At 73.2% G+C, this 18,720-nt stretch carries 20 protein-coding genes; 6 read left to right on the top strand and 14 right to left on the bottom strand.

Annotated features, from left to right (window positions below; all coding sequences use genetic code 11):
* Positions 1-39 precede the first annotated feature (39 nt).
* Both DEJ06_RS10070 and DEJ06_RS10065 read right to left on the bottom strand, forming a co-directional pair.
* Entirely contained in the window at positions 40-843 is an 804-nt protein-coding gene (locus DEJ06_RS10070) for an NAD(P)-dependent oxidoreductase (RefSeq protein ID WP_111039193.1), read from the bottom strand.
* Between the two features lie 10 nt (positions 844-853).
* On the bottom strand, positions 854-1,465 hold the full coding sequence (locus DEJ06_RS10065) for an endonuclease domain-containing protein (protein WP_146245825.1): 612 nt from the start codon (positions 1,463-1,465) through the stop codon (positions 854-856).
* Between the two features lie 531 nt (positions 1,466-1,996).
* On the opposite strand from DEJ06_RS10065, the gene DEJ06_RS10060 reads away from it, so the two are divergent.
* Positions 1,997-2,986 (top strand): LacI family DNA-binding transcriptional regulator, encoded by a 990-nt coding sequence (locus DEJ06_RS10060; protein ID WP_111022781.1) that lies wholly within the window; start codon positions 1,997-1,999, stop codon positions 2,984-2,986.
* Positions 2,987-3,089: 103 nt separating this feature from the next.
* On the opposite strand, the gene DEJ06_RS10055 is transcribed toward DEJ06_RS10060, so the two are convergent.
* Together DEJ06_RS10055 and DEJ06_RS10050 are read right to left on the bottom strand one after the other, a co-directional pair.
* On the bottom strand, positions 3,090-3,737 hold the full coding sequence (locus tag DEJ06_RS10055) for a TrmH family RNA methyltransferase (RefSeq protein WP_111029753.1): 648 nt from the start codon (positions 3,735-3,737) through the stop codon (positions 3,090-3,092).
* A 64-nt stretch (positions 3,738-3,801) separates the two neighbouring features.
* Complete coding sequence (locus DEJ06_RS10050; RefSeq protein ID WP_163343243.1) at positions 3,802-4,500, bottom strand: TetR/AcrR family transcriptional regulator; 699 nt, start codon at positions 4,498-4,500, stop codon at positions 3,802-3,804.
* 178 nt (positions 4,501-4,678) lie between these two features.
* On the opposite strand from DEJ06_RS10050, the gene DEJ06_RS10045 reads away from it, so the two are divergent.
* A complete protein-coding gene (locus tag DEJ06_RS10045) occupies positions 4,679-5,476 on the top strand; it encodes an HAD-IIA family hydrolase (RefSeq protein ID WP_027464991.1) in 798 nt (265 codons plus the stop codon).
* Between the two features lie 35 nt (positions 5,477-5,511).
* Here the strand turns inward: DEJ06_RS10045 and DEJ06_RS10040 are convergent, their stop codons facing one another.
* Positions 5,512-6,441, bottom strand: a complete 930-nt coding sequence (locus DEJ06_RS10040) for a CPBP family intramembrane glutamic endopeptidase (protein WP_181436770.1) — start codon at positions 6,439-6,441, stop codon at positions 5,512-5,514.
* Between the two features lie 37 nt (positions 6,442-6,478).
* Here DEJ06_RS10040 and DEJ06_RS10035 point away from each other — a divergent pair, with 37 nt between their 5' ends.
* Positions 6,479-7,168: a metal-dependent transcriptional regulator gene (locus DEJ06_RS10035; RefSeq protein WP_027464846.1), complete on the top strand. Its 690-nt coding sequence runs from the start codon at positions 6,479-6,481 to the stop codon at positions 7,166-7,168.
* A 424-nt stretch (positions 7,169-7,592) separates the two neighbouring features.
* On the opposite strand, the gene DEJ06_RS10030 is transcribed toward DEJ06_RS10035, so the two are convergent.
* Positions 7,593-8,237, bottom strand: a complete 645-nt coding sequence (locus DEJ06_RS10030) for a HEAT repeat domain-containing protein (protein WP_111039189.1) — start codon at positions 8,235-8,237, stop codon at positions 7,593-7,595.
* 108 nt (positions 8,238-8,345) lie between these two features.
* Here DEJ06_RS10030 and DEJ06_RS10025 point away from each other — a divergent pair, with 108 nt between their 5' ends.
* Positions 8,346-9,299 (top strand): aldo/keto reductase, encoded by a 954-nt coding sequence (locus DEJ06_RS10025; protein WP_111029748.1) that lies wholly within the window; start codon positions 8,346-8,348, stop codon positions 9,297-9,299.
* Positions 9,300-9,474: 175 nt separating this feature from the next.
* Here DEJ06_RS10025 and DEJ06_RS10020 read toward each other — a convergent pair whose 3' ends face one another.
* Complete coding sequence (locus tag DEJ06_RS10020; RefSeq protein ID WP_111039188.1) at positions 9,475-11,763, bottom strand: septum formation family protein; 2,289 nt, start codon at positions 11,761-11,763, stop codon at positions 9,475-9,477.
* The gene (pyrE, locus tag DEJ06_RS10015; RefSeq protein WP_071404348.1) at positions 11,760-12,311 is read right to left on the bottom strand and encodes an orotate phosphoribosyltransferase; all 552 of its coding nucleotides are present in this window, start codon (positions 12,309-12,311) and stop codon (positions 11,760-11,762) included. Before pyrE ends, DEJ06_RS10020 begins: the two co-directional genes overlap by 4 nt.
* Positions 12,312-12,407: 96 nt before the next feature.
* On the opposite strand from pyrE, the gene DEJ06_RS10010 reads away from it, so the two are divergent.
* Positions 12,408-14,075, top strand: a complete 1,668-nt coding sequence (locus DEJ06_RS10010) for a hypothetical protein (protein ID WP_146245824.1) — start codon at positions 12,408-12,410, stop codon at positions 14,073-14,075.
* Positions 14,076-14,149: 74 nt separating this feature from the next.
* Complete coding sequence (locus DEJ06_RS10005; RefSeq protein WP_111039186.1) at positions 14,150-15,502, top strand: M23 family metallopeptidase; 1,353 nt, start codon at positions 14,150-14,152, stop codon at positions 15,500-15,502.
* Here the strand turns inward: DEJ06_RS10005 and DEJ06_RS10000 are convergent.
* From DEJ06_RS10000 to DEJ06_RS09975, 6 genes are read right to left on the bottom strand one after another with little or no spacing between them, the layout of a single operon-like run.
* A complete protein-coding gene (locus DEJ06_RS10000) occupies positions 15,499-16,311 on the bottom strand; it encodes a phosphotransferase (RefSeq protein WP_111039185.1) in 813 nt (270 codons plus the stop codon). The genes DEJ06_RS10005 and DEJ06_RS10000 overlap by 4 nt on opposite strands.
* Positions 16,312-16,319: 8 nt before the next feature.
* Positions 16,320-16,922, bottom strand: a complete 603-nt coding sequence (locus DEJ06_RS09995; RefSeq protein ID WP_111039184.1) for a hypothetical protein — start codon at positions 16,920-16,922, stop codon at positions 16,320-16,322.
* The gene (locus DEJ06_RS09990; protein WP_111039183.1) at positions 16,919-17,560 is read right to left on the bottom strand and encodes a hypothetical protein; all 642 of its coding nucleotides are present in this window, start codon (positions 17,558-17,560) and stop codon (positions 16,919-16,921) included. Before DEJ06_RS09990 ends, DEJ06_RS09995 begins: the two co-directional genes overlap by 4 nt.
* Entirely contained in the window at positions 17,557-17,928 is a 372-nt protein-coding gene (locus DEJ06_RS09985; RefSeq protein ID WP_110858768.1) for a hypothetical protein, read from the bottom strand. The genes DEJ06_RS09990 and DEJ06_RS09985 overlap by 4 nt, the downstream gene beginning before the upstream one ends.
* Positions 17,925-18,116 carry a DUF2273 domain-containing protein gene (locus DEJ06_RS09980; RefSeq protein WP_027464859.1) on the bottom strand — a complete coding sequence of 64 codons (192 nt, stop codon included), beginning with the start codon at positions 18,114-18,116 and terminating at the stop codon, positions 17,925-17,927. The genes DEJ06_RS09985 and DEJ06_RS09980 overlap by 4 nt, the downstream gene beginning before the upstream one ends.
* On the bottom strand, positions 18,113-18,619 hold the full coding sequence (locus DEJ06_RS09975) for an Asp23/Gls24 family envelope stress response protein (RefSeq protein ID WP_071404342.1): 507 nt from the start codon (positions 18,617-18,619) through the stop codon (positions 18,113-18,115). Before DEJ06_RS09975 ends, DEJ06_RS09980 begins: the two co-directional genes overlap by 4 nt.
* Positions 18,620-18,720 lie beyond the last annotated feature (101 nt).

Here is an 18,720-nt window from a genome sequence, read left to right as displayed (position 1 = left end):
AAGAGGTCGGGTGGCATCAGGTCACCCGACCTCTTCTGCTCACGAAGTGCGTTCGCCGAGCGGCTGGTGCACCATCCCGCCGCCGAGGGTGCTCAGGTCGTCGGTCGGCAGGGCTGCTCGAGCGTCCGCATCGAGCACGGCGGACGCGTCGTCGAGGGGGTGGAACCCGATGCGCTCCCCGGCGGACAGATCAGCCGGCGACCCGGTGTTCCGCGACAGGGCCCAGACCACGTGGTGCCCGGGGTCGCGGAGTGCCACGGTCGCGAGGACCAGGCGTGTCAGGTCGTCGGGCGAGGTCCACATGAGCAGCCCCCGGGTCGTCGGCGGCAGCGCACCGAACGCGCCGATCCGCGCCGACACGATCGACATCTCGTACCGGTCGGCGAACAGGCTGCCGAGCAGTTCCATCGCGGCCTTCGTCACGCCGTAGTACGTGTCCGGACGGGGCAGCCGGTCGCCGGGCACGCTCCCCGGCTGGTCGAGGGGTTCGGGCACCAGCCCCACCGCGTGGATCGAGCTGGCCTGCACCACCCGGAGCACCCCGGCGGCGGCCGCCCGCTCGAGCACGTTCTTCGTGCCCGTCAGGTTCGCCGCGATCAGGTCGTCCCAGGCGGCCTCCGTCGGGATGCCCGCCAGGTGCACCACGGTGTCGACCCCGGCGAGCGCATCGTCCACCGCCGCCGCGTCGTTCACCGAACCGGGCACGAACCGTTCCCCGGCGACGATCGGATCGTGGGGTCGCTGTTCGTCGAGCAGCACGAGGTCGTGTCCCGCGGACCGCAGTCGAGGACGCAGGGCGCTCCCGATCCGGCCCGCGGCTCCGGTGATGAGCAACGTCGCCATGCCGCGGACGCTACCCCCGACGAGCGAGCAGCGACCTCAGCTGTCCGACCGCGCCGAACGCCGGGTGGTTCAGGTCGGACTTCGTCCACCGGACGACCGCCCAGCCGAGTCGTTCCATCTCGCGGTAGCGGCGGAGGTCACGGCCCCACTGCTCGGCGTCGGTCCGGTGGTGGTCACCCTCGTACTCGATGACGATGCGGTACTCCGGGTACGCCAGGTCGACGCGGCCGACGAACCGCCCGGCTTCGTCGAGCACGTCGACCTGCAGTTCGGGCTCGGGCAGCCCCGCGCGGACGATCGCCAGCCGTGCTCGGGTCTCCTGTGGCGACCCGGCCCCCACCCGCACGAGCTCGAGTGCCACGCGCAATCGTCGGACACCCGATCGCGCTCCGGCCAGGGCGACGGCGGCAGCGAGATCGTCGATCGTCGTCCCGCACCGTCGTTCCGTGACGATGGCGTCCCCGAGCACGACAAGCTGGTCGACCGAGAGCATCGCACCGCAGTCCACCCACAGCGCCGCGGGTGTGCTCGTCGGCATGCCCCACCGCTCCGTCACCCGGGCACGGTCCGGCGTGATGCGGTGCCCGACGACCCCGTGGCGTCGTGCTTGTGCGGTCGGCACGGGACTCGTGACGTGCACCGGTCCGTCGTCCGCGGCAGGGACCGGCAGCTGCCAGAGGACCGCCGCCGAGACGTGACTGATGAACTGCCCGGGAACCAGGACCGGCCGGAACGCCCGGATCCGGTGGACCGGGTCGGGCGGACGGTCACGTGCCCATCGGATCGACCGGGTCGGCCGGATCAGGTCACGCCGCCGGAGTCGTTGTCGGGAGACGCCCGCGCGGTCGGCGGCACCGACGTCGAACGCGCGCCCGCGCAGCGGTGTCGGAAGTGGTCGTGCTCGCATGACGACCACGTTCGCGCCCCGCGCCCACCGCCCGCGCGCCGAACGCGACTTCTGTGCACAACGCACCCCGGGCCTCCCGTGTGGAGGACCAGCCACGCGCGGATCGTGAGCAGAAGAGGTCGGGTCGCCGCCCCGCACCCGACCATTTCTGCTCACGAAGCGAACCGACCGCACACCCCCACCGCCGGCCCATGTCACGTCAACCGCTACGATCGACGCACGAGCCAACGGAGGTCGAAGCGCATCATGGGAGACGGCAAGCCCGCGACCATCTACGACGTCGCCGCACGCGCCGGGGTCTCGAAGTCCCTCGTCTCCCTCGTGCTGCAGCGCTCCCCCCGGGTCAGCGACCAGCGCCGGGCCGCCGTGCTCAAGGCGATCCAGGAGCTCGACTACCGCCCCTCCACCGCCGCGGTCTCCCTCGCCGGCACGCGCAGCCGCACCATCGGCGTGGTGCTCGACGACTTCCGCAACCAGTGGTTCGTGGACCTGCTCACCGGTCTGCGCGAGAGCCTGCAGGACCAGGGGCACCGGCTCGTGGTCGCCGACCGGTTCCTCAACACGGGGCTCGATGCGTCTCCGGTGGAGGGCTTCCTCTCCATGCGCGTCGAGGGCATCGTGATCGCCGGCGAGCCCACCACCGACCTCGCGATCCCCGCCTCGATGCCGCTCGTGATCGCCGGTGGCCGCGTGGCGATCCCCCGCGCGGACACCGTGGCGAACGACGACCACGCCGGTGGCGGCATCGCGGCGCAGCACCTGCTCGACCTCGGCCACACCCGACTCGGGTTCGTCGGTGCGAGCTCGGCGGCCTCGGCCGAACGCCAGTCCGGTTTCGAGCAGGCAGCGGCGACACGTGCGTCCGTCGTCACCACGGTGCTGCCCGGCGAACCCACCGAAGAGGCCGGTTCCCGCGCCCTCGGCATGCTCCTCGACGAGCACCCGGACGTCACCGCCGTCTTCGCCGCGAACGACGTGATGGCCCTCGGCGCCCTGTCCGAACTCGCCGAACGCGGGTTGCGCGTCCCCGAGGACGTCTCCGTCATCGGCTACGACGACACCCCGGTGGCCGCGATGCGGTACGTCGGCCTGACGAGCATCGACGACCGCAGTGTCGAGATCGGCCGCGGCGCCGGCGAGCGCCTGCTGGCCCGCATCGCCGATCCGCGGATCGCCGCCACGGAACTCCTCGTCGAACCCCGCCTGGTCGCGCGCCGCACCACCGCCGCACGCTGACGCGTCAGCACGGACCCCGGCCGGGAGGCCCGCCCCGCCTCCGCCCCGCCCGCTTCGTGAGCACGAATGGTCGGGTCCAGGACCCGTACCCGACCATTTCTGCTCACGAAGTCGCGCCGGGCAACTCCGCGTGCTGGACGACCCACGAGTGCATGACGATCGCGGCCGCCGCCGAGGCGTTGATGCTCCGCGTCGACCCGAACTGCGTGATCTCGAGGTGTGCGTCGGCACCGGCGACCGCCTGCTCGGTCAGCCCGGGGCCCTCCTGCCCGAACAGGAACACGCAGCGCTCCGGGATCGTCGCGGTCTCGATGCGCTCGGCACCCGTGGTGTTGTCGATCGCGACGACAGGACGCTGTTCCTCGGCCATCGCGGCGAGGAAGGCCTCGACGTCTGGGTGGTAGCGGACGTGCTGGTACCGGTCGGTGACCATCGCTCCGCGCTTGTTCCACCGGCGTCGTCCGATGATGTGCACGGTGCCGGCGAGGAAGGCGTTGGCGCTCCGCACGATCGACCCGATGTTCAGGTCGTGCTGCCAGTTCTCGATCGCCACGTCGAACGCGTGCCGTCGGGTGTCGAGCTCGGCGACGATCGCGTCCATCGACCAGTACCGGTAGCGGTCGAGCACGTTCCGGGAGTCCCCCGCGGCCAGCAGCTCCGGGTCGAGCCTCGGGTCGTCGGGCCAGGGTTCCGGGTGCGGCCCCACCCCGTTGGTCGTCAGCTCGTGCGACGGTTCGGGCGCAGTGGTCACCCGACCAGCGTACGGCGCATACAGCACCGGCCCGACGACGGCCGCGCCCGGCGGCGCCGCGGGCTCAGGCGGTGCCGGCCCCGTGGGCGATGCGCGACTCGATGCCGGCGATCAGGATGTCGAGGCCGAGCGCGAACCGGTCGTCGTAGGAGTGCTCACCGAGGATCTCGCCCACCAGCCGGTGCCGCTCGGGGCGGCCGGCCTCGGAGTCCCCGCGCCCGACCTGCACCCCGGCGTGCCCGACCACGAAGTCGTAGACGACGAAGAAGGTGTACATCGCCTCGGCCGGCGGCAGCCCGGCGTCCTGCAGGGCACCGACGACCTTCGCCACGACGGCGTCGGACTCGGTCGAGGCGAGCGGGGCGCGCTGGCTGTGCGACTCGAGCACGAGCGGGTGGGTGCGCATCAGGTCGCGGAACGTCGTGGCGAAGGTGCGGACGACGGCGTGCCACTCGTCCGGCCAGACGAAGGTGGCGGTGAACTCGTCGACGGTTCGGCGGACGAGTTCGGCGTGCAGGTCGTCCAGCCCGCCGATGGTCCGGTGCACGGTCATCGGGGCGACCCCGAGCCGTACACCCAGGGCTCGGAAGGACAGCCGGTCGAGGCCGTCCTCGTTCGCGATGGTCGTGGCGGCGTCGATCACCTGCTCGCGGGAGAGCACGTTCGGGCGGCCTCGGCGTCGTCGCGGCGTCACCTCGAGCTCCGTCTCCGACACCGGGGTGGGTCGGGGCGCGGCGGACGGGGTTCCGGGTTCGACGAGCACGAGGGGCCTCCTTGATTCGGTACGTGTCCCGAAAAGCGTAGGGCAAAAGCCGACCGCGGTTCGGTGTCTCGACCTTCTCGGGTCTCGGAGCAGCGCGCAAGAGCCGCCCCGGGCCTCCCGGCCCTTTCCGAGCCGGCCACGAGCCGGGCCTGAACCCCTGCGCAGTAGGGTGAGGGCCATGGCGACCCGAGACGACGTCGAGTGCTGGCTGACCGACATGGACGGCGTGCTCGTCCACGAGAACCAGGCGCTCCCGGGCGCGCCGGAACTCATCCAGCAGTGGCTCGACGACGGCACCGAGTTCCTCGTGCTGACGAACAACTCGATCTTCACGCCGCGCGACCTCAGCGCCCGACTGCGGGGCTCGGGCCTGCACGTGCCCGAGGAGCGGATCTGGACGAGTGCGCTCGCCACAGCCGACTTCTGCAAGTCGCAGATGCCCGGCGGCTCGGCGTTCGTGATCGGTGAGGCCGGCATGACGACCGCCCTGCACGAGGCCGGGTTCATCATGACCGAGACCGCTCCCGACTACGTCGTCGTCGGCGAGACCCGCAACTACTCGTTCGAGGCGATCACCAAGGCCGTCCGGCTCATCCGCGCCGGTGCCCGGTTCATCGTGACGAACCCCGACGCCACCGGCCCGAGCGCCGAGGGGGTCCTGCCGGCCACCGGTGCCATCGCGGCGATGATCGAGAAGGCAACCGGCAAGCAGCCCTACGTGGTGGGCAAGCCGAACCCGATGATGTTCCGCTCCGCGATGAACCGGATCGGTGCCCACTCCGAGAACACCGGCATGATCGGCGACCGCATGGACACCGACGTGCAGGCCGGCATCGAGGCCGGGCTGCACACCGTGCTCGTGATGACGGGGATCAGCGACCAGGCCGAGATCGACCGGTACCCGTTCCGCCCGAGCGAGGTCATCTCCGGCGTGCACGAGCTCGTGCGCACCGAGCCGTTCGAGGTCGAGCTCTAGCCGGTCGCACGCGACCGCGCGCGTCGGCGCGGCCGCTACCGCGCGTCGACCCCCGCACCGGACGCGACCGCGGCACCCGCCGCAGCCGGTTCGTGGGACGCGCCACGGGCCTCCAGAGCGAAGGCCGCCATCGGCGGCACCGTCCGCCACCGCTTCGCGAGCCGACGGGGTCGGTCGTCGTACCAGGCGATGACCCCGCCGGCCACGATGCCGAACGCGAGCACCCCGAACGAGAACAGCCCGATCAGGCCGAGCAGCGTCAGCTTGCCGAAGTCGCCCGTGTCCGCGGTCGCCGAGAACCCGATGGACCCGAAGTCCCAGAAGGCGTGCAGCAGCACCGGGGCGAGCAGCGAGCCGGTCAGCCGGCGCGCGACGTACAGCGTCGACCCGAACGACGCCGCGAACACGACCTGGATGAGCGTCGGCCCGATCCCGGCACCGGCGAGCGCGTTGAGCAGGTGCAGCAGCCCGAACAGCGCGCACGACACGGCCCACACCCCCATCTCCGGCAGGCGCCGTCGCAGCCCGACGAGCAGGGTCCCGCGGGCCATCAGCTCCTCGAAGACCCCGACGAACAGCACCCCGACGGCGAGCAGCAGGAAGTAGTGCGCGGGCAGCGCCGTCCAGTCGATCAGGGGCAGCCGGACGACGCACACCACGAGCACGAGGATCGGTGCGAGCATCGTCCACCGCAGCCGCGTCCGGACCGGGTCGACCGTGGCGATCCGCCACCAGCCGAGCGCCGTGACGAACAGGGCGAGTGCCACGACGGCGATGCCCTCGGGGATGACCAGGGCGTGCACGACGCTGTCGACCGTCTGCGCGAGGGTCGCGTAGTCGTCACTCGGCCGAGACCGCCAGGCGCTGATCGCCGCGAAGACCACGATCGGCGCGAGCCCGAGCAGCAGCGACGGGGGCACCGGCCAGCGACGGCGGCGGGCTCGGACGGGGGCGGTGGTGGTCATCTGCTGGTTGTACCAGGCGGGTCGTACGATTGGCGGTATGCGCCTGCCCTCCCTGTCCACCATGGCAGAGGACTACGTCAAGCTCATCTGGAAGGCCAGCGAGCGCGGCGGGCCCGGCCTGGCGACGCGGGACATCGCGGCGTCGCTGAAGGTGTCGGCGTCGACGGTGTCGGGCAACCTCAAGAAGCTCGACCGCGACGGCCTGATCGAGCACACCCCGTACTACGGCGTCGTGCTCACCCCGCTCGGGCAGCAGGTCGCGGTGGCGATGGTCCGGCGGCACCGGCTGATCGAGACGTTCCTGGTGGAGCGGCTCGGCTACTCGTGGGACGAGGTCCACACCGAGGCCGAGGCCCTGGAGCACGCCGTGTCCGAGCAGTTCCTCGACCGGGTCGACGCCGACCTCGGCCACCCGACGCACGACCCCCACGGCGACCCGATCCCCGGGGCGGACGGCATCGTGCCGGACTCCCCCGGCACCCTGCTCGGCGCGATCGAGCCGGGAGCGTGCGGCACCGTCGACCGGGTCTCGGACGACGACCCCTCACTGCTGCGGTACTTCGACGAGCTCGGGGTGGGGCTGGGCACGCACCTGCGGGTCGAGCGGGTGCGGGACTACGCCGGCGTCATCGCGGTGTCGCGGCGGGCGACCGACGGCTCAGAGTCCCTCGTCGACCTGCCGGCCGCCGCCGCGTCCTCCATCTGGCTCGCACCCGACGGCGACTGACCGCACGGCGTGCGCGGGCGGGTCAGTCGGGTGGTCTGCCGGTCACGACACCCCGCTCACTTCCGCCGACCGGTCACCTTCTGTCGCCCGGCAGCCCCGCAACCGACAGTTCGCGACCACTCGGCACCCAACGCACGGGGCGTCGCGACCGCACCGCGGCCCGCGAACCCGCGTGGCGACGGACGGGAGGCCCGGCGCGCGACCGCCACGCGCCTCCCGTCCGACGCCCCCACCGGTCACGACACCCCGCTCACGTCCGCCGAGCGGTCACCACCTGTCGCCCGGCAGCCCCGCAACCGACCGTTCGCGACCACTCGGCACCCCGCCCACGGGGTGTCGTGACCGCGCGACGCGCCCACCCCACCACCGTGACAGCGACGGTTCGCGACCGCCCCGCGCTCCCGGCCGGGAGCGCCCGCCTGCCCTAGCCCTTGACGGAGCGCGTCCGGCCGAGGGCGACCTCGCGCCGAGCCCGTTCGAGCGCGTACTCGGACGCGACGCCGGGGTCGTGCAGCAGCCGTTCGGTCTCGTGCACGTGCTCCCGGACGGCGTCGGTCGCCCGGTCCGCGGCCGCGGCGAGGACCGGTCCGACGGTGTCCTCGCCGAGTCCCACCAGGGCACGCGACAGGCTGAGCCGACGCTCGCGGTCACCGATGCCGAGCTGCACGGCGAGGGTCCGCGCGAGCGACGCCCGCTCGTCGTCCGGCACCAGTGCGACGGCCGTGCGCCAGGCGGCGCGGAGCACCTCGTCGTCGTGGTCCTCGAGCAGCGGGCGCACCGCGGGCCACGCGTCCGGGTCGCCGATCTTCGACAGGGTGTGGAGCGCCTGGCTGCGGGCCTGGGGCTCGGGGCGCTCGAGCTCGGGCAGGACGCGGGCGACGACGTCGTCGGCGGGGTGCCGGGTGAGCGCCCACGTCAGCATGTCGCGGACGAAGAAGTCCGGCTCGACGGCGCACTGCGCGACGAGCACCTCGAGGTCCGCGGGGTCCGGGGTGGTCCCCGCGGCCATCACCGCCTGCAGCCGGGCGGAGGATCGCGGGTCGGCGAGGGCATCGGTGAGCGTGGTCATCCGTCCATCGAAGCCCCTCGCGCCGGGGCCGTGTCAAGCATCGGGGCATAGCGTCGGGAGACGTGCGGTTCGCTCCCACCGCACCTCCGACCACGAAAGGACCTCCGCATGCCCCGCATCGGTACCAGTGACCTGCACGTGTTCCCCCTCGCCCTCGGCGGCAACGTCTTCGGGTGGACGGCGGACGAGTCGACCTCGCACCAGGTCCTCGACGCCTACACCGCAGCCGGTGGCGACTTCATCGACACCGCGGACGTCTACTCGGCCTGGGCGCCGGGCAACTCGGGCGGCGAGTCCGAGCGGGTCATCGGTTCGTGGCTGCGCGCCTCGGGCAAGCGGGACGACGTCGTCATCGCCACGAAGGGCTCGCAGCACCCGGAGTTCCAGGGCCTCGCCGCGGACACCGTCGCCGCCGCTGCCCGCGCGAGCCTCGAGCGCCTCGGCACCGACCGGATCGACCTGTACTACGCGCACTTCGACGACCAGTCGACCCCGCTCGAGGAGACCGTCCGCGCCTTCGACCAGCTCGTGCAGGACGGCCTGGTCCGCTACACCGCGATCTCGAACTACTCGAAGGACCGCGCCGCGGAGTGGATCCGCATCGCGACGGAGAACGGCCTCGCCCAGCCCGTCGCCATCCAGCCGCACTACAACCTGGTCACCCGCCAGCCGTACGAGGCGGAGATCGCACCGCTCGCGCACGAGCACGGGCTCGGCGTCGTGCCGTACTTCTCGCTCGCCGCGGGCTTCCTGACCGGCAAGTACCGCTCGAAGGACGACTTCGCCGGCAAGGACCGCGAGGGCCAGGTGTCCGGCTACTTCACCGACGAGGGGCTCGCCGTCGTGGACGCGCTGTCCTCGATCGCGGATGCCCACGGTTCCGAGATCGCCACCGTCGCACTCGCCTGGCTGCAGGCGCAGCCCGACGTCGTCGCGCCGATCGCGAGCGCCCGGAACACCGAGCAGCTGCCGGCGCTGCTGGCCTCGGCGGAGCTCGAGCTCACCGCCGACGAGCTGCAGACCCTGTCCGATGTGTCGGCGAAGGTGCCCGCGAGCGCCTGACGCCGGCGCATCTCAGCCGATGCGCGTACATGTTCCGACATCCCACTCGTCGTTCGACGGGTGGGATGTCGTTCGTTGCGCACGCAGTCGCTGCGTGTGCATGTTCCGACAGACCACCAGTCGATCACGGGGTGGATCGTCGCAGAACGCGTGCGACCCGCGCCGACAGACCCGCCTACGCCCCCGGCGCCAACGACCCGGTCAGCGGCTGCCCCGACGAGCGCGTCACGAAGCACGCGATGAACCGGTCACCCTGGTCCCACGTCGCCTGGTCCGGCGCGTAGGAGCCCTGCACCTGCACGTCCCCCACGGCAGCGGCGGCCGAGGCGTTCAGCGCCGTGTCGGACTGGCACTGGTCGGCCGCCTGGGTCGCCAGGGCCTCGGCACCGGGGTAGGTGTCACCTTCGACGGCGAGGCGTGCGGTCAGCTGCCCGATGTGCGGCGTCGCACAGTCCACCACCGTGAAGGTCTGCGACCACGCGTTCGTGAACGGCGACAGGCACTCCCCGCCGGCCAGGTCGGTCCACGGGTGCTCGCCGGGCAGGGCCGGGGTCGTGGCGAACTGCAGCGTGGCGGCCGGTGCTGCCGCGTCACCCGGCTGCGAGGCCGACGCCGACGGCGCAGCGCTCGGTGTCGCCGGCGCCGACGAGGCAGCCACCGGCGACTTCGTCGGCACGGCCTGGTCGGCGATGTTGTTCCCGAGGATCCACTTCGACAGCAGGAACACCAGCACGATGAGCACGAGGATCAGCGCGATCGACCCGTAGATCAGCAGCTGCTTGCCGCGCTTGCCCTCGTTCCGCAGCCGCGCGAAGCCCTCGTTGATGAAGTTGTCGCGATCGCCGGGCTGCCGGTCCGGACCGCCGGCCGGCCGCCCAGCAGCAGCAGCGGGCGCGGGGACACCAGCAGGAGCGGCAGCAGCCGCTGGCACGGCAGCCGCCGGCATCATCCGCGTCCCGGTGTCCTCCGGGTCGTAGCCGGTCCCGCCGAGCTGCCCGACGGCCTCGGTGCCGAACAGGTCCTTGATGGCACTCGTGTCACTGGTCTCGCGGCCGTCCCACTCGGACTGGTCCAGGTCGTCCGGCGCCGCAGCGGGAAGGGACTCCGGCTGCGGACCGGTGTCGTTCCCACGCAGGCCGAGCACGGCGTCGAGGTCCTGCCCCACCGACGGCGGCAGGTGCGCCGGGTACTCCTGGGCACCCGCAGCGGGCTCCACGAGCGGCGTTGCGGCGGTCGGCGGCACGGTCGCGTCGGGCTCGGACCACCAGGGCGTCCCGGCCGCCGGCATCGCGGTGGTCGGGGCATCGGCCTGGAGGCCCTCGGTCGCGTCCGGCACGTCGTCTCCGGCGGGCTCACGGGGCACGTCCACGGCCTCGGTCGCCTCCGACGGAGCGGCACCAGCGGCAGCAGCAGCGGCGCCAGCAGCCGGGACCGCCGGGGGCACCACCGGCGGCACGGGGACCGCCGGTGGCACCGGGTAGGTCCGCGGTGCCTGCGGCAGCCCGGAGGCCGGGGTGTCGACCTCGCCGGCGACGACCTCGTCCTCGTCGTCCAACTCGTCGGCGAGCGACCAGGACCCGGCGGACAGCGCGGTGGTGTCGAACGAGTCGGTGGTCAGCGTCGCCGGGACCTCGCCGGGCTCGTCGTCACCGAGCGCCCAGTCGAACGGCCGGTCGTGCCCGCCCGTCTGCGTGGGGACCGGCCCGGTGCTGGTGATGCGCAGCAGGTCGGTGAAGGTCGGCGGTTCCTCGGTCGGCGGCAGCACGTTCTCGACGCCGAGGGGCTGCGGCGCAGCGGGAATAGCAGCAGCGGGCGCCACGGACTCCGGGTGGTTGCCGGTCGCGCGGCCGAGCCAGTCGACGTCGGCGCGGCCCTCGCCGAACGGGTCGACGCGGCGACGCTCGTCCTCGATGGCCTTCGACGCGGCAGCTCGTTCGTCGCGGTGGGTCTGCGCCGTCGGCAGCACGATCGACGACGGGTGCGGCGCGGTGGAGTCCGGCGCGACGTCGGCGGCGGCCGGGATCCGGTCGTGCAGTGTGGAGCGCTCGTGCTCGACGACGGCGTCGGGGTTCTCGGAGGGTGCGAGCAGCTCGGGCGGCATCGAGATGGCCTGGGTCGCGCCGTCGTCGAGCGCCGGAGCGGAAGCGGCAGGAGCCGGCGCAGCAGGAGCAGGAGCAGGAGCAGGAGCAGCAGCCTCGGCGCCCTCCGCCTCCCCCTCGGCCACGAACGGCTCCGGCAGCGGCGCGCCCGTCTCACGGGCGGTTCGCTCGGCCTCGCGGCGCTCCCGCCGCGACGGCCAGTCCTCCTCGCCGCGCGGAGCCCCGAAGATGTCCGCAGCGCTGCGGAGACCGTGGAACGGAGCGTCCGATCCGGACGCACGCCGAGCCTCCAGGCCGTCGTCCCCGTCTGCCGGGCCGGCGGTGCCGTCGGGTTCGCGTGCGTCGTCCGGACGCTCCTCGGTCACGCGGTCAGCCCCAGATCAGCCAACCCGATGGCCGCGAAGTACGGGTAGCCAGCCGCCTCGATCGTCTCCTTGGCACCGGTGTCCCGGTCGACGACGACCGCGACGGCGGCGATGATCGCGCCCTCGCGCTCGAGCGCCTCGGCCGCCTTGAGCGGCGAGCCGCCGGTGGTGGAGGTGTCCTCGAGCACGACGACGCGCTTGCCCTTGAGGTCCGGTCCCTCGACCTGCTTGCCGCGGCCGTGGTCCTTCGGCTCCTTGCGGACGACGAAGGCGTCGTAGGTCAGGCCCTGGGCGGCGGCCTGGTGCAGGACGGCGCTGGCGATGGGGTCGGCGCCCATGGTCAGGCCACCGACGGCGGAGACGTCCGGCACCTGCTGCACGAGCTCGGTCATGACCTGGCCGATCAGCGGCGCGACGCGGTGGTCCAGGCTGACCTTCCGCAGGTCGATGTAGTACGTCGCCTTCTTCCCGCTGGTCAGGGTGAAGTCGCCGTGGAACACCGCTTCGGAGGAGATGTACTGGATCAACTGTTCGCGCGCGTCGGTCACAGCGCACAAGGGTAGTCGGTCGGGCCCGCAACGCGCTCCCCCAGCCTGTGGGTCTGTGCGTACCGGCACCGAGGCGGCCTCGGTACGCTCCGGGGCATGTCCCGAGCACCGCGTCGCCCCGCCGTGGAGCCGGCTCCGTCCGGCGGCCGCCGGACCGGTGGGGTGGCCGTCACGATCGGACGGGAGGCCCTGGGCGGCCTGGTCGCGCTGGCCCTGGCCGTCATCGCCCTGCGCCACGTCGTCGCGACGGAACGGGTGGCGTTGCTCTGGTACGACGGTGACTCGGTGCTGCTGCCGCTCGTCGAGCGCTCGCTGCAGGCCGGCCAGCCGTTCGAGTGGGCGATGTCGCCCGCACTGTTCTTCTTCCCCGAGCTGCCCGTGTACCTGTTCTGCTCGCTGGTGACCGGGACCCCGCAGCAGGCCCTGGCGCTGAACGGGGTGCTCGTGCTCCTCGCGGTCTACGCGCTGGTGCGTGCCGCTGCGAACGAACTGATGCCGTCCGCTGGGCGCCCCGCCCGGATCGCGGTGTCGGCGGGGGCTCTCGGCCTGGTCACGCTGCTCGTGCTGACCGAGTCGTCGGCGACCGCGACCTCGCTCGAGCTGGCGTCCCTGCTGCTCACGACGACCTACTACTACGGCGCCGTGCTGGCGGTGCTCGGCACCGCGGTGCTGGTGCTGCGGGCGGTGCGCCTCGGCCGGGCGTCGGTGCCCCTGCTCGTGGTGCTCGGACTCGTCGCCGCGTGCACGACCGCGTCGAACCCGCTGTACGTGCCGTGGTCCGCCGCTCCCGTCGTCGTCACCCTCGGGCTCCTGGTGCTGGCACGGCGGGTGCCGTGGCGCCCCGCTGCGCTGCTCGCCGGTGCCGTCACGGTCGGATCGGTCGTCGGGTACCTCGTGCGGATCCCGCTCCGGCCGTTCGTCTCCCTCGACCCGGCGACGTACGTGCAGCCGTCGCGGGCCGGCGAGACCCTGCGGTTCTTCGCGGCGCTGACCGACGACCGGGCGGGCACGGCACCGGGCGACCTCGGGCTCCTGCTGCTGTTCGCCGGGGTGCTCGTCACCGTCGGCGGCACGGTCTGGGCCTGGCGGGTCCGCACCGCACGCACCGTGCTGGTCGCGACGGTGCTGCCGCTGGTGACCGTCGTCGCCGTGTCCGTCGGCGTCGTCGTCGCCGGGTCCGAGACCCCGCGCTACCTGCAGCCGATCGTGACGGCACCGCTGCTCGCGATCGTCGCCGTGGCCGAACTCACCCGCACCGCGGTCCGCCGTACCCGCGTGCACCGCCCGCACCGCGGGGTCCGGGCGGGGGTGGCGGTCGCGATGGCCGCCGTCCTCGCGACCGGGATCGCCGTGGCCCCCGGCACCGCCCACGCCGTGTCGACCGCGCGGTACCCGGCGGCCGCGTGCCTGGACCGCTGGGCCGACGGACGCCAGGTCACCGGCGTCGGGCAGTTCTGGACGGTCCGGCCCCTCGCCACCTACGCGGCGGCGAACGTCGGGCTGCTGCAGGTCCGCGACACCTTCGAGACGTACCCGTGGCTCGTCGACCTCGGCGCCTACCGCGACGCCGACCCGAGCTTCGTGGTGGTCGGCTCGCACGACCTCTGGACCACCGCGGTCGAGGACTCCCTCGGCCCCCCGGCGACGATCACCCACTGCACCGGGTTCGACGTCTACGACTACGCCGGCACCCCCGGGCAGGCGATCCTGCGGCGCGACGTCGTCGGGAGCGCCGACGTCATCCGGCGTGACCGCGGCTTCTGATCCACTGCTGAAGTTGTCCACAGCGGCGCGTTGCCGTCCGATGCTCGCTGTACGGATGTATAGGCTCGTGCTCGATGTCTCGTCCCACCAGCCCCCGCGCCCACCGTGTCCCCGTGCGCCTGCGCCTCGCCGTCACCGGTCTGGCACTCGCGGGCCTCGTCGGCACGGTCATCGCCGACGCTCCGGCCGCCCAGGCGGTGACCTACCCCACGTGGGACGAAGTGAAGTCCGCCCGCGGCAAGGAATCCGCGAAGCAGGGCCAGATCACCGAGATCCGGGGCATCATCAGCGAACTCGACGCCAAGGTCGAGGCTGCCGAGGCGAAGGCGCAGAAGCTCGGCGACGTGTTCTACAAGGCACAGCGCAAGGCCCAGACCGCGGCCGAGAAGGAGCAGCAGCTCCGCGCCGACGCGAAGGACCACGCGAAGGTCGCCGACCAGAGCGCCGCGCAGGCCGGGCAGTTCGCCGCGCAGATGTCCCGCTCCGGTGGTGCCGACGTCACGACCTCGGTGATCACCCAGGGCGAAGACGCCAGTGACCTGCTGTACAACCTCGGTGCGCTGAGCAAGCTCTCCGAGCAGGCCGAGCGTGTGCAGGCCGCCGCGAGCGCCGACGCCGCCGTCGCCAGCTCGCTCGAGGCACAGGCCGACCGCGCCGCCGAAGCGCTGGGCGACCTCGCTGCCGAAGCCGAAGACCGCATGCAGGAAGCCCAGGCGGCGTCCGACGCCGTGCAGGCCGCCTACGACGAGCAGCAGTCGAACAAGGCCCGACTCGACGCCCAGCTCGCGACCCTGACCTCCGGCCGCGTCCGGACCGAAGCCGAGTTCGCCAAGGGTGAGCGCGTCCGCAAGGCGGCGGAGGAGAAGGCCGCACGCGAAGCCGCAGAGCGCGCAGCCGCCGCGCAGCGAGCAGCCGCCGCACAGGCCGCCGCGAACTCCGGCGGGGGCGCTCCGTCAGGCGGCGGCTCGACCGGCAGCAGCGGCTCGGGTGGCGGCGGTTCCGTCGGCGCGGGCTCCGGGACCGGCTGGGTCCGCCCGGCCAGCGGCTACGTCATCAGCCCCTACGGGTACCGCGTCCACCCGATCACCGGCGTCGTCACCATGCACGAGGGCACCGACCTGGCGAGCGGCTGCTACACGCCCATCGTCGCGGCCTCGGCCGGCACCGTCGACTACGTCGGCTGGTACGGCGGCTACGGCAACTACGTCCGCATCAACCACGGCGGCGGCGTGCAGACCGCGTACGGCCACATCGTCGACGGCGGCTTCCGGGTCGCCACCGGCCAGCAGGTCTCCGCGGGGCAGCTCATCGCGCTCGTCGGCTCCACCGGGGCGTCGACCGGCTGCCACAGCCACGTCGAGGTGCACATCAACGGCGCCACCACCGACCCGGTGCCCTTCATGGGCGCTCGCGGGGTCGCCTTCTAGCCGATCGACCCCGGTTCCGGCTCGTCGATCCCGTCGTCGCCGGCGTTCCACAGCGCCCGGTACCAGGCGGTGCGCTCCGGGTCGTCCGGCAGCCCGTACGCCCGGTGGAACAGCGGCTCCCACCCGGGTCCGTAGTTCCACTCGAGCGCCATCGTCGCCACCGCGATGTCGGCCCAACGGTCCGCGACCCCCATCGCGTCCAGGTCGACGTGCCCGCTCCACCGCCGGTCCGCACCGATGAGCGTGTTCGGCGTGCACGGGTCACCGTGACAGACGACGATCCGGTCACTCGTCGGCTCCGGACCGAGACCGCCCGGGCCGCGGACGGCGTCGGCGTCGGCGGCAGCCCGGCGCGCACGATCGAGCCGGTCCGCGGTCGCCCACGTGAACGGGCAGTCGTCGACGGGCAACGTGTCGTGCAGCGCGCGCAGGCCCTCCCCCACCGCGACCACCGCGGTCCGGGGTTCGTCGTGCCAGCGCGGGTCGACGGCGCTCCACCCGTGCACGGCACGGGTGTGCAGCCAGACGCCGTCGTCGTCCGAGCCGTGGCCGATGACCTCCGGCACCCGGGCGTACCGGGACGCCCACGTCAGCCGCGCGGCCTCGCCACTGATCCACGAACCGTAGGCGCGCGGCAGCACCTTCACGAACTCGTCGGCGTGCGCGTCCGGTCCGATCCGGAACGTCGTCCCGCCGATCTGGTTGTGCCAGACGAGCGCGACCTCACGCCCTCGGGCGACGTCGGTGACCACGCGCGGCACCGGGACGGTCTCACCCGGCCGGGGCAGTCCACCGATCGAGCGCACCACGGCGACGCTCAGTGCACGCGGTCCGGGCGGGAGGACCCCGACCCACCACGGGCGATCTCGAGCAGCACGGGCAGGCGCTCACCGAGCAGGGCGTCCAGGTCGGCGACGACGGCCTCGACCCGTTCGGCGATCTCCCGCGGCGCGGCACCCCGGCGCGGACGGACCCGCACCCGGATCGCCCGACCACCACGGACGCGGTAGACGTCGACGGCGAGCGAGCCGACCTGGGGCATGTCGCCGATGGCCGAGGAGAGCGCGTGCTGCACGGCCGTGGACTCGATGCGCACCGAGCCGGCGACGCCGTCGGCCGAACCGTCGCTGTCCACGACGGTGCTCTCGCGGCCACCGCCGAGCGTCGTCAGCACCACGAGTGCGAGCACACCGAGCACGACGCCACCGCCGAGGACGCAGGTCCACGCGAACACCGAGTCGTCACGCGACGCCCCGGTGCCGAGTCCGGCGAGGGCATCGCCGACCGTGCGCCACCACGATGCGACGAGGGGCAACCCCTGGGCGGTCTGCACCAGGATCGCGGCGACCCCGGCGACGAGCAGGACGAGCCCGAGCACGACGAGCGCCGCGCGGCCGAGCGCGCGGTTCGTGGCGTTCATCCGTCCACCCGCCCGGTCGGCTGCACCCGGACCCGCGCGGCCAGCGTCGGGTGCGCGTCGATCGCGGCGAACTCCCGCTCGACGGCCTCGGTCGCGGCGACCGCGGGGACGTCCACCCCGGCTGCGGGACGGAGCACGACGTCGACCGTGCGGCGGCCGACGGTGCCCACGGCGGCGTCGGCGCCCAGACGGGTCGCGGATCGGGCGGCGCGGGCCGCAGCAGAGGCCAGGACCTCGTCGTCGACGACGACTGCGAGCCGGTCGGACGACATCACGTGCCGCGGACGGCGCTGGGGCAGGATCCCCTGCAGCAGGAGCACGAGGCCGATCAGGGCCACGACGGCGGCGATGCCGATCACGATGGTGGTGTCGAGGCCGTCCGGCGCGGCGAGCGCGGCGTCGACCACGGCACGGGGGTCGACGCCCAGGACGTTCTGGTCGAGCAGGACGAGTGCGCCGGCGAAGACCGCGGCGGCGGCGAGCACCAGGGCGATGAGCATCGCGACGACGACGGCGCCGGAGCGGGAGACGTGGGTCTCGCGGCGCAGCAGGCGGCGGTAGGTGGCGTGGTGGTCGTCGTGCGAGGGGCCGGCGGGGACGACCGGATCGGTGCTCCCGACGGCTGTCGCGGCGGTCACCGGACCCTCCGCGGGGTGTCCACGACCGACGAGGCGAAGGTCACGGTCACGCGGGCGACCTGTCGGCCGGTGATGGTGCGGAAGCGCTCGGCGATCGTGCCGCGAGCCCGGTGCGCCGTGGCGACGACGGGTTCGTCGGGGAGTGCGTGCGAGCCCAGCACCGGCAGGGCGAGCGGGGCGGTGATCTCGACCGCCAGCGCGCCGCGACCGTCGTCGGCGACCCGGGCACGGACCTCCCGGAAGGCCACGCGCAGCGCTTCGGCGGCGACCGCCTGGGCGGTGTGCACCAGCGCCGACGTGCCGATGCGGTCGGAGCCGCGGAGCCGGACGCCGCTGTCGCCGGTCGTGGCGACGGCGGCGTCGCTCACGACGAGCTCCGGCGTCCGCGCAGCACGTCGAGCAGGCGGCGGAAGTCGACGTCGCCCGTGACGATGCGGGCGACCAGTGCACCGACCGCCATGCAGACGGCGACGACGACGAACGCCCAGAACCCGAGCGTCACGGCGACGATCGCGAGCAGGGCGCCGGTGCCCATCCCGACGACGGTGGCGTTCACCGGACTCGACCGTCCCGGGTGTCGAGCTCGTCCGCGACGCCGTTGAGCGCCGGGATGTTCACGTCGTTGATGGCGATGTTGACCTCGGTGACCTCGAGGCCGACGAGTTCGGTGACGGCGTTCGTGACGGCGGCACGGACCGCGGAGGCGACCTCCATCATCGGCGTCGGGTAGTCGACGACGATGGTCAGGTCGACGGCGACCTGGGTCTCACCGACCTCGACGCGGACGCCCTGGCCGAGCGCGCTCGAGCCGATGGCGTCGCGGATGGCGCCGAACGCCCGCGAGGCGTTGCCGCCGAGCGCGAAGACGCCGGGGACGTCGCGGGCGGCGATGCCCGCGACCTTCGCGACGACCGTGTCGTCGATGATGGTCCTGCCCTTGGCGGTGACCTGCGTCGTGGTGGTGCCGGCGGGCTGGGCGCTCCCGGCCCCGGTGCCGAGCGTGGCTCCGGTCGTGGTCCCGGTCGGGGTCCCGTCGACGCGGTTGGTCGTCGATGCCATTGCTGCCTCCGTGCGGTCGATTGCTGGCCTCCAGCGAACACCATCGTGCCGTACGCCGCACAGACGGCGCACGTCGCGCCCGCCGCACAGACGGCGCACGT

Source organism: Curtobacterium sp. MCLR17_051 (genome assembly GCF_003234395.1).
GTDB lineage: Bacteria > Actinomycetota > Actinomycetes > Actinomycetales > Microbacteriaceae > Curtobacterium > Curtobacterium flaccumfaciens.
This window is presented reverse-complemented; position numbering and strand designations above follow the sequence as displayed.

Excerpts from the sequence above, each read along its gene's own strand:
- DEJ06_RS10070 (WP_111039193.1), bottom strand. The coding sequence starts at position 843 with ATGGCGACGTTGCTCATCACCGGAGCCGCGGGCCGGATCGGGAGCGCC.
- DEJ06_RS10060 (WP_111022781.1), top strand. The coding sequence starts at position 1,997 with ATGGGAGACGGCAAGCCCGCGACCATCTACGACGTCGCCGCACGCGCC.
- DEJ06_RS10045 (WP_027464991.1), top strand. The coding sequence starts at position 4,679 with ATGGCGACCCGAGACGACGTCGAGTGCTGGCTGACCGACATGGACGGC.
- DEJ06_RS10040 (WP_181436770.1), bottom strand. The coding sequence starts at position 6,441 with ATGACCACCACCGCCCCCGTCCGAGCCCGCCGCCGTCGCTGGCCGGTG.
- DEJ06_RS10035 (WP_027464846.1), top strand. The coding sequence starts at position 6,479 with ATGCGCCTGCCCTCCCTGTCCACCATGGCAGAGGACTACGTCAAGCTC.
- DEJ06_RS10030 (WP_111039189.1), bottom strand. The coding sequence starts at position 8,237 with ATGACCACGCTCACCGATGCCCTCGCCGACCCGCGATCCTCCGCCCGG.
- DEJ06_RS10025 (WP_111029748.1), top strand. The coding sequence starts at position 8,346 with ATGCCCCGCATCGGTACCAGTGACCTGCACGTGTTCCCCCTCGCCCTC.
- DEJ06_RS10010 (WP_146245824.1), top strand. The coding sequence starts at position 12,408 with ATGTCCCGAGCACCGCGTCGCCCCGCCGTGGAGCCGGCTCCGTCCGGC.
- DEJ06_RS10005 (WP_111039186.1), top strand. The coding sequence starts at position 14,150 with ATGTCTCGTCCCACCAGCCCCCGCGCCCACCGTGTCCCCGTGCGCCTG.
- DEJ06_RS09995 (WP_111039184.1), bottom strand. The coding sequence starts at position 16,922 with ATGAACGCCACGAACCGCGCGCTCGGCCGCGCGGCGCTCGTCGTGCTC.
- DEJ06_RS09975 (WP_071404342.1), bottom strand. The coding sequence starts at position 18,619 with ATGGCATCGACGACCAACCGCGTCGACGGGACCCCGACCGGGACCACG.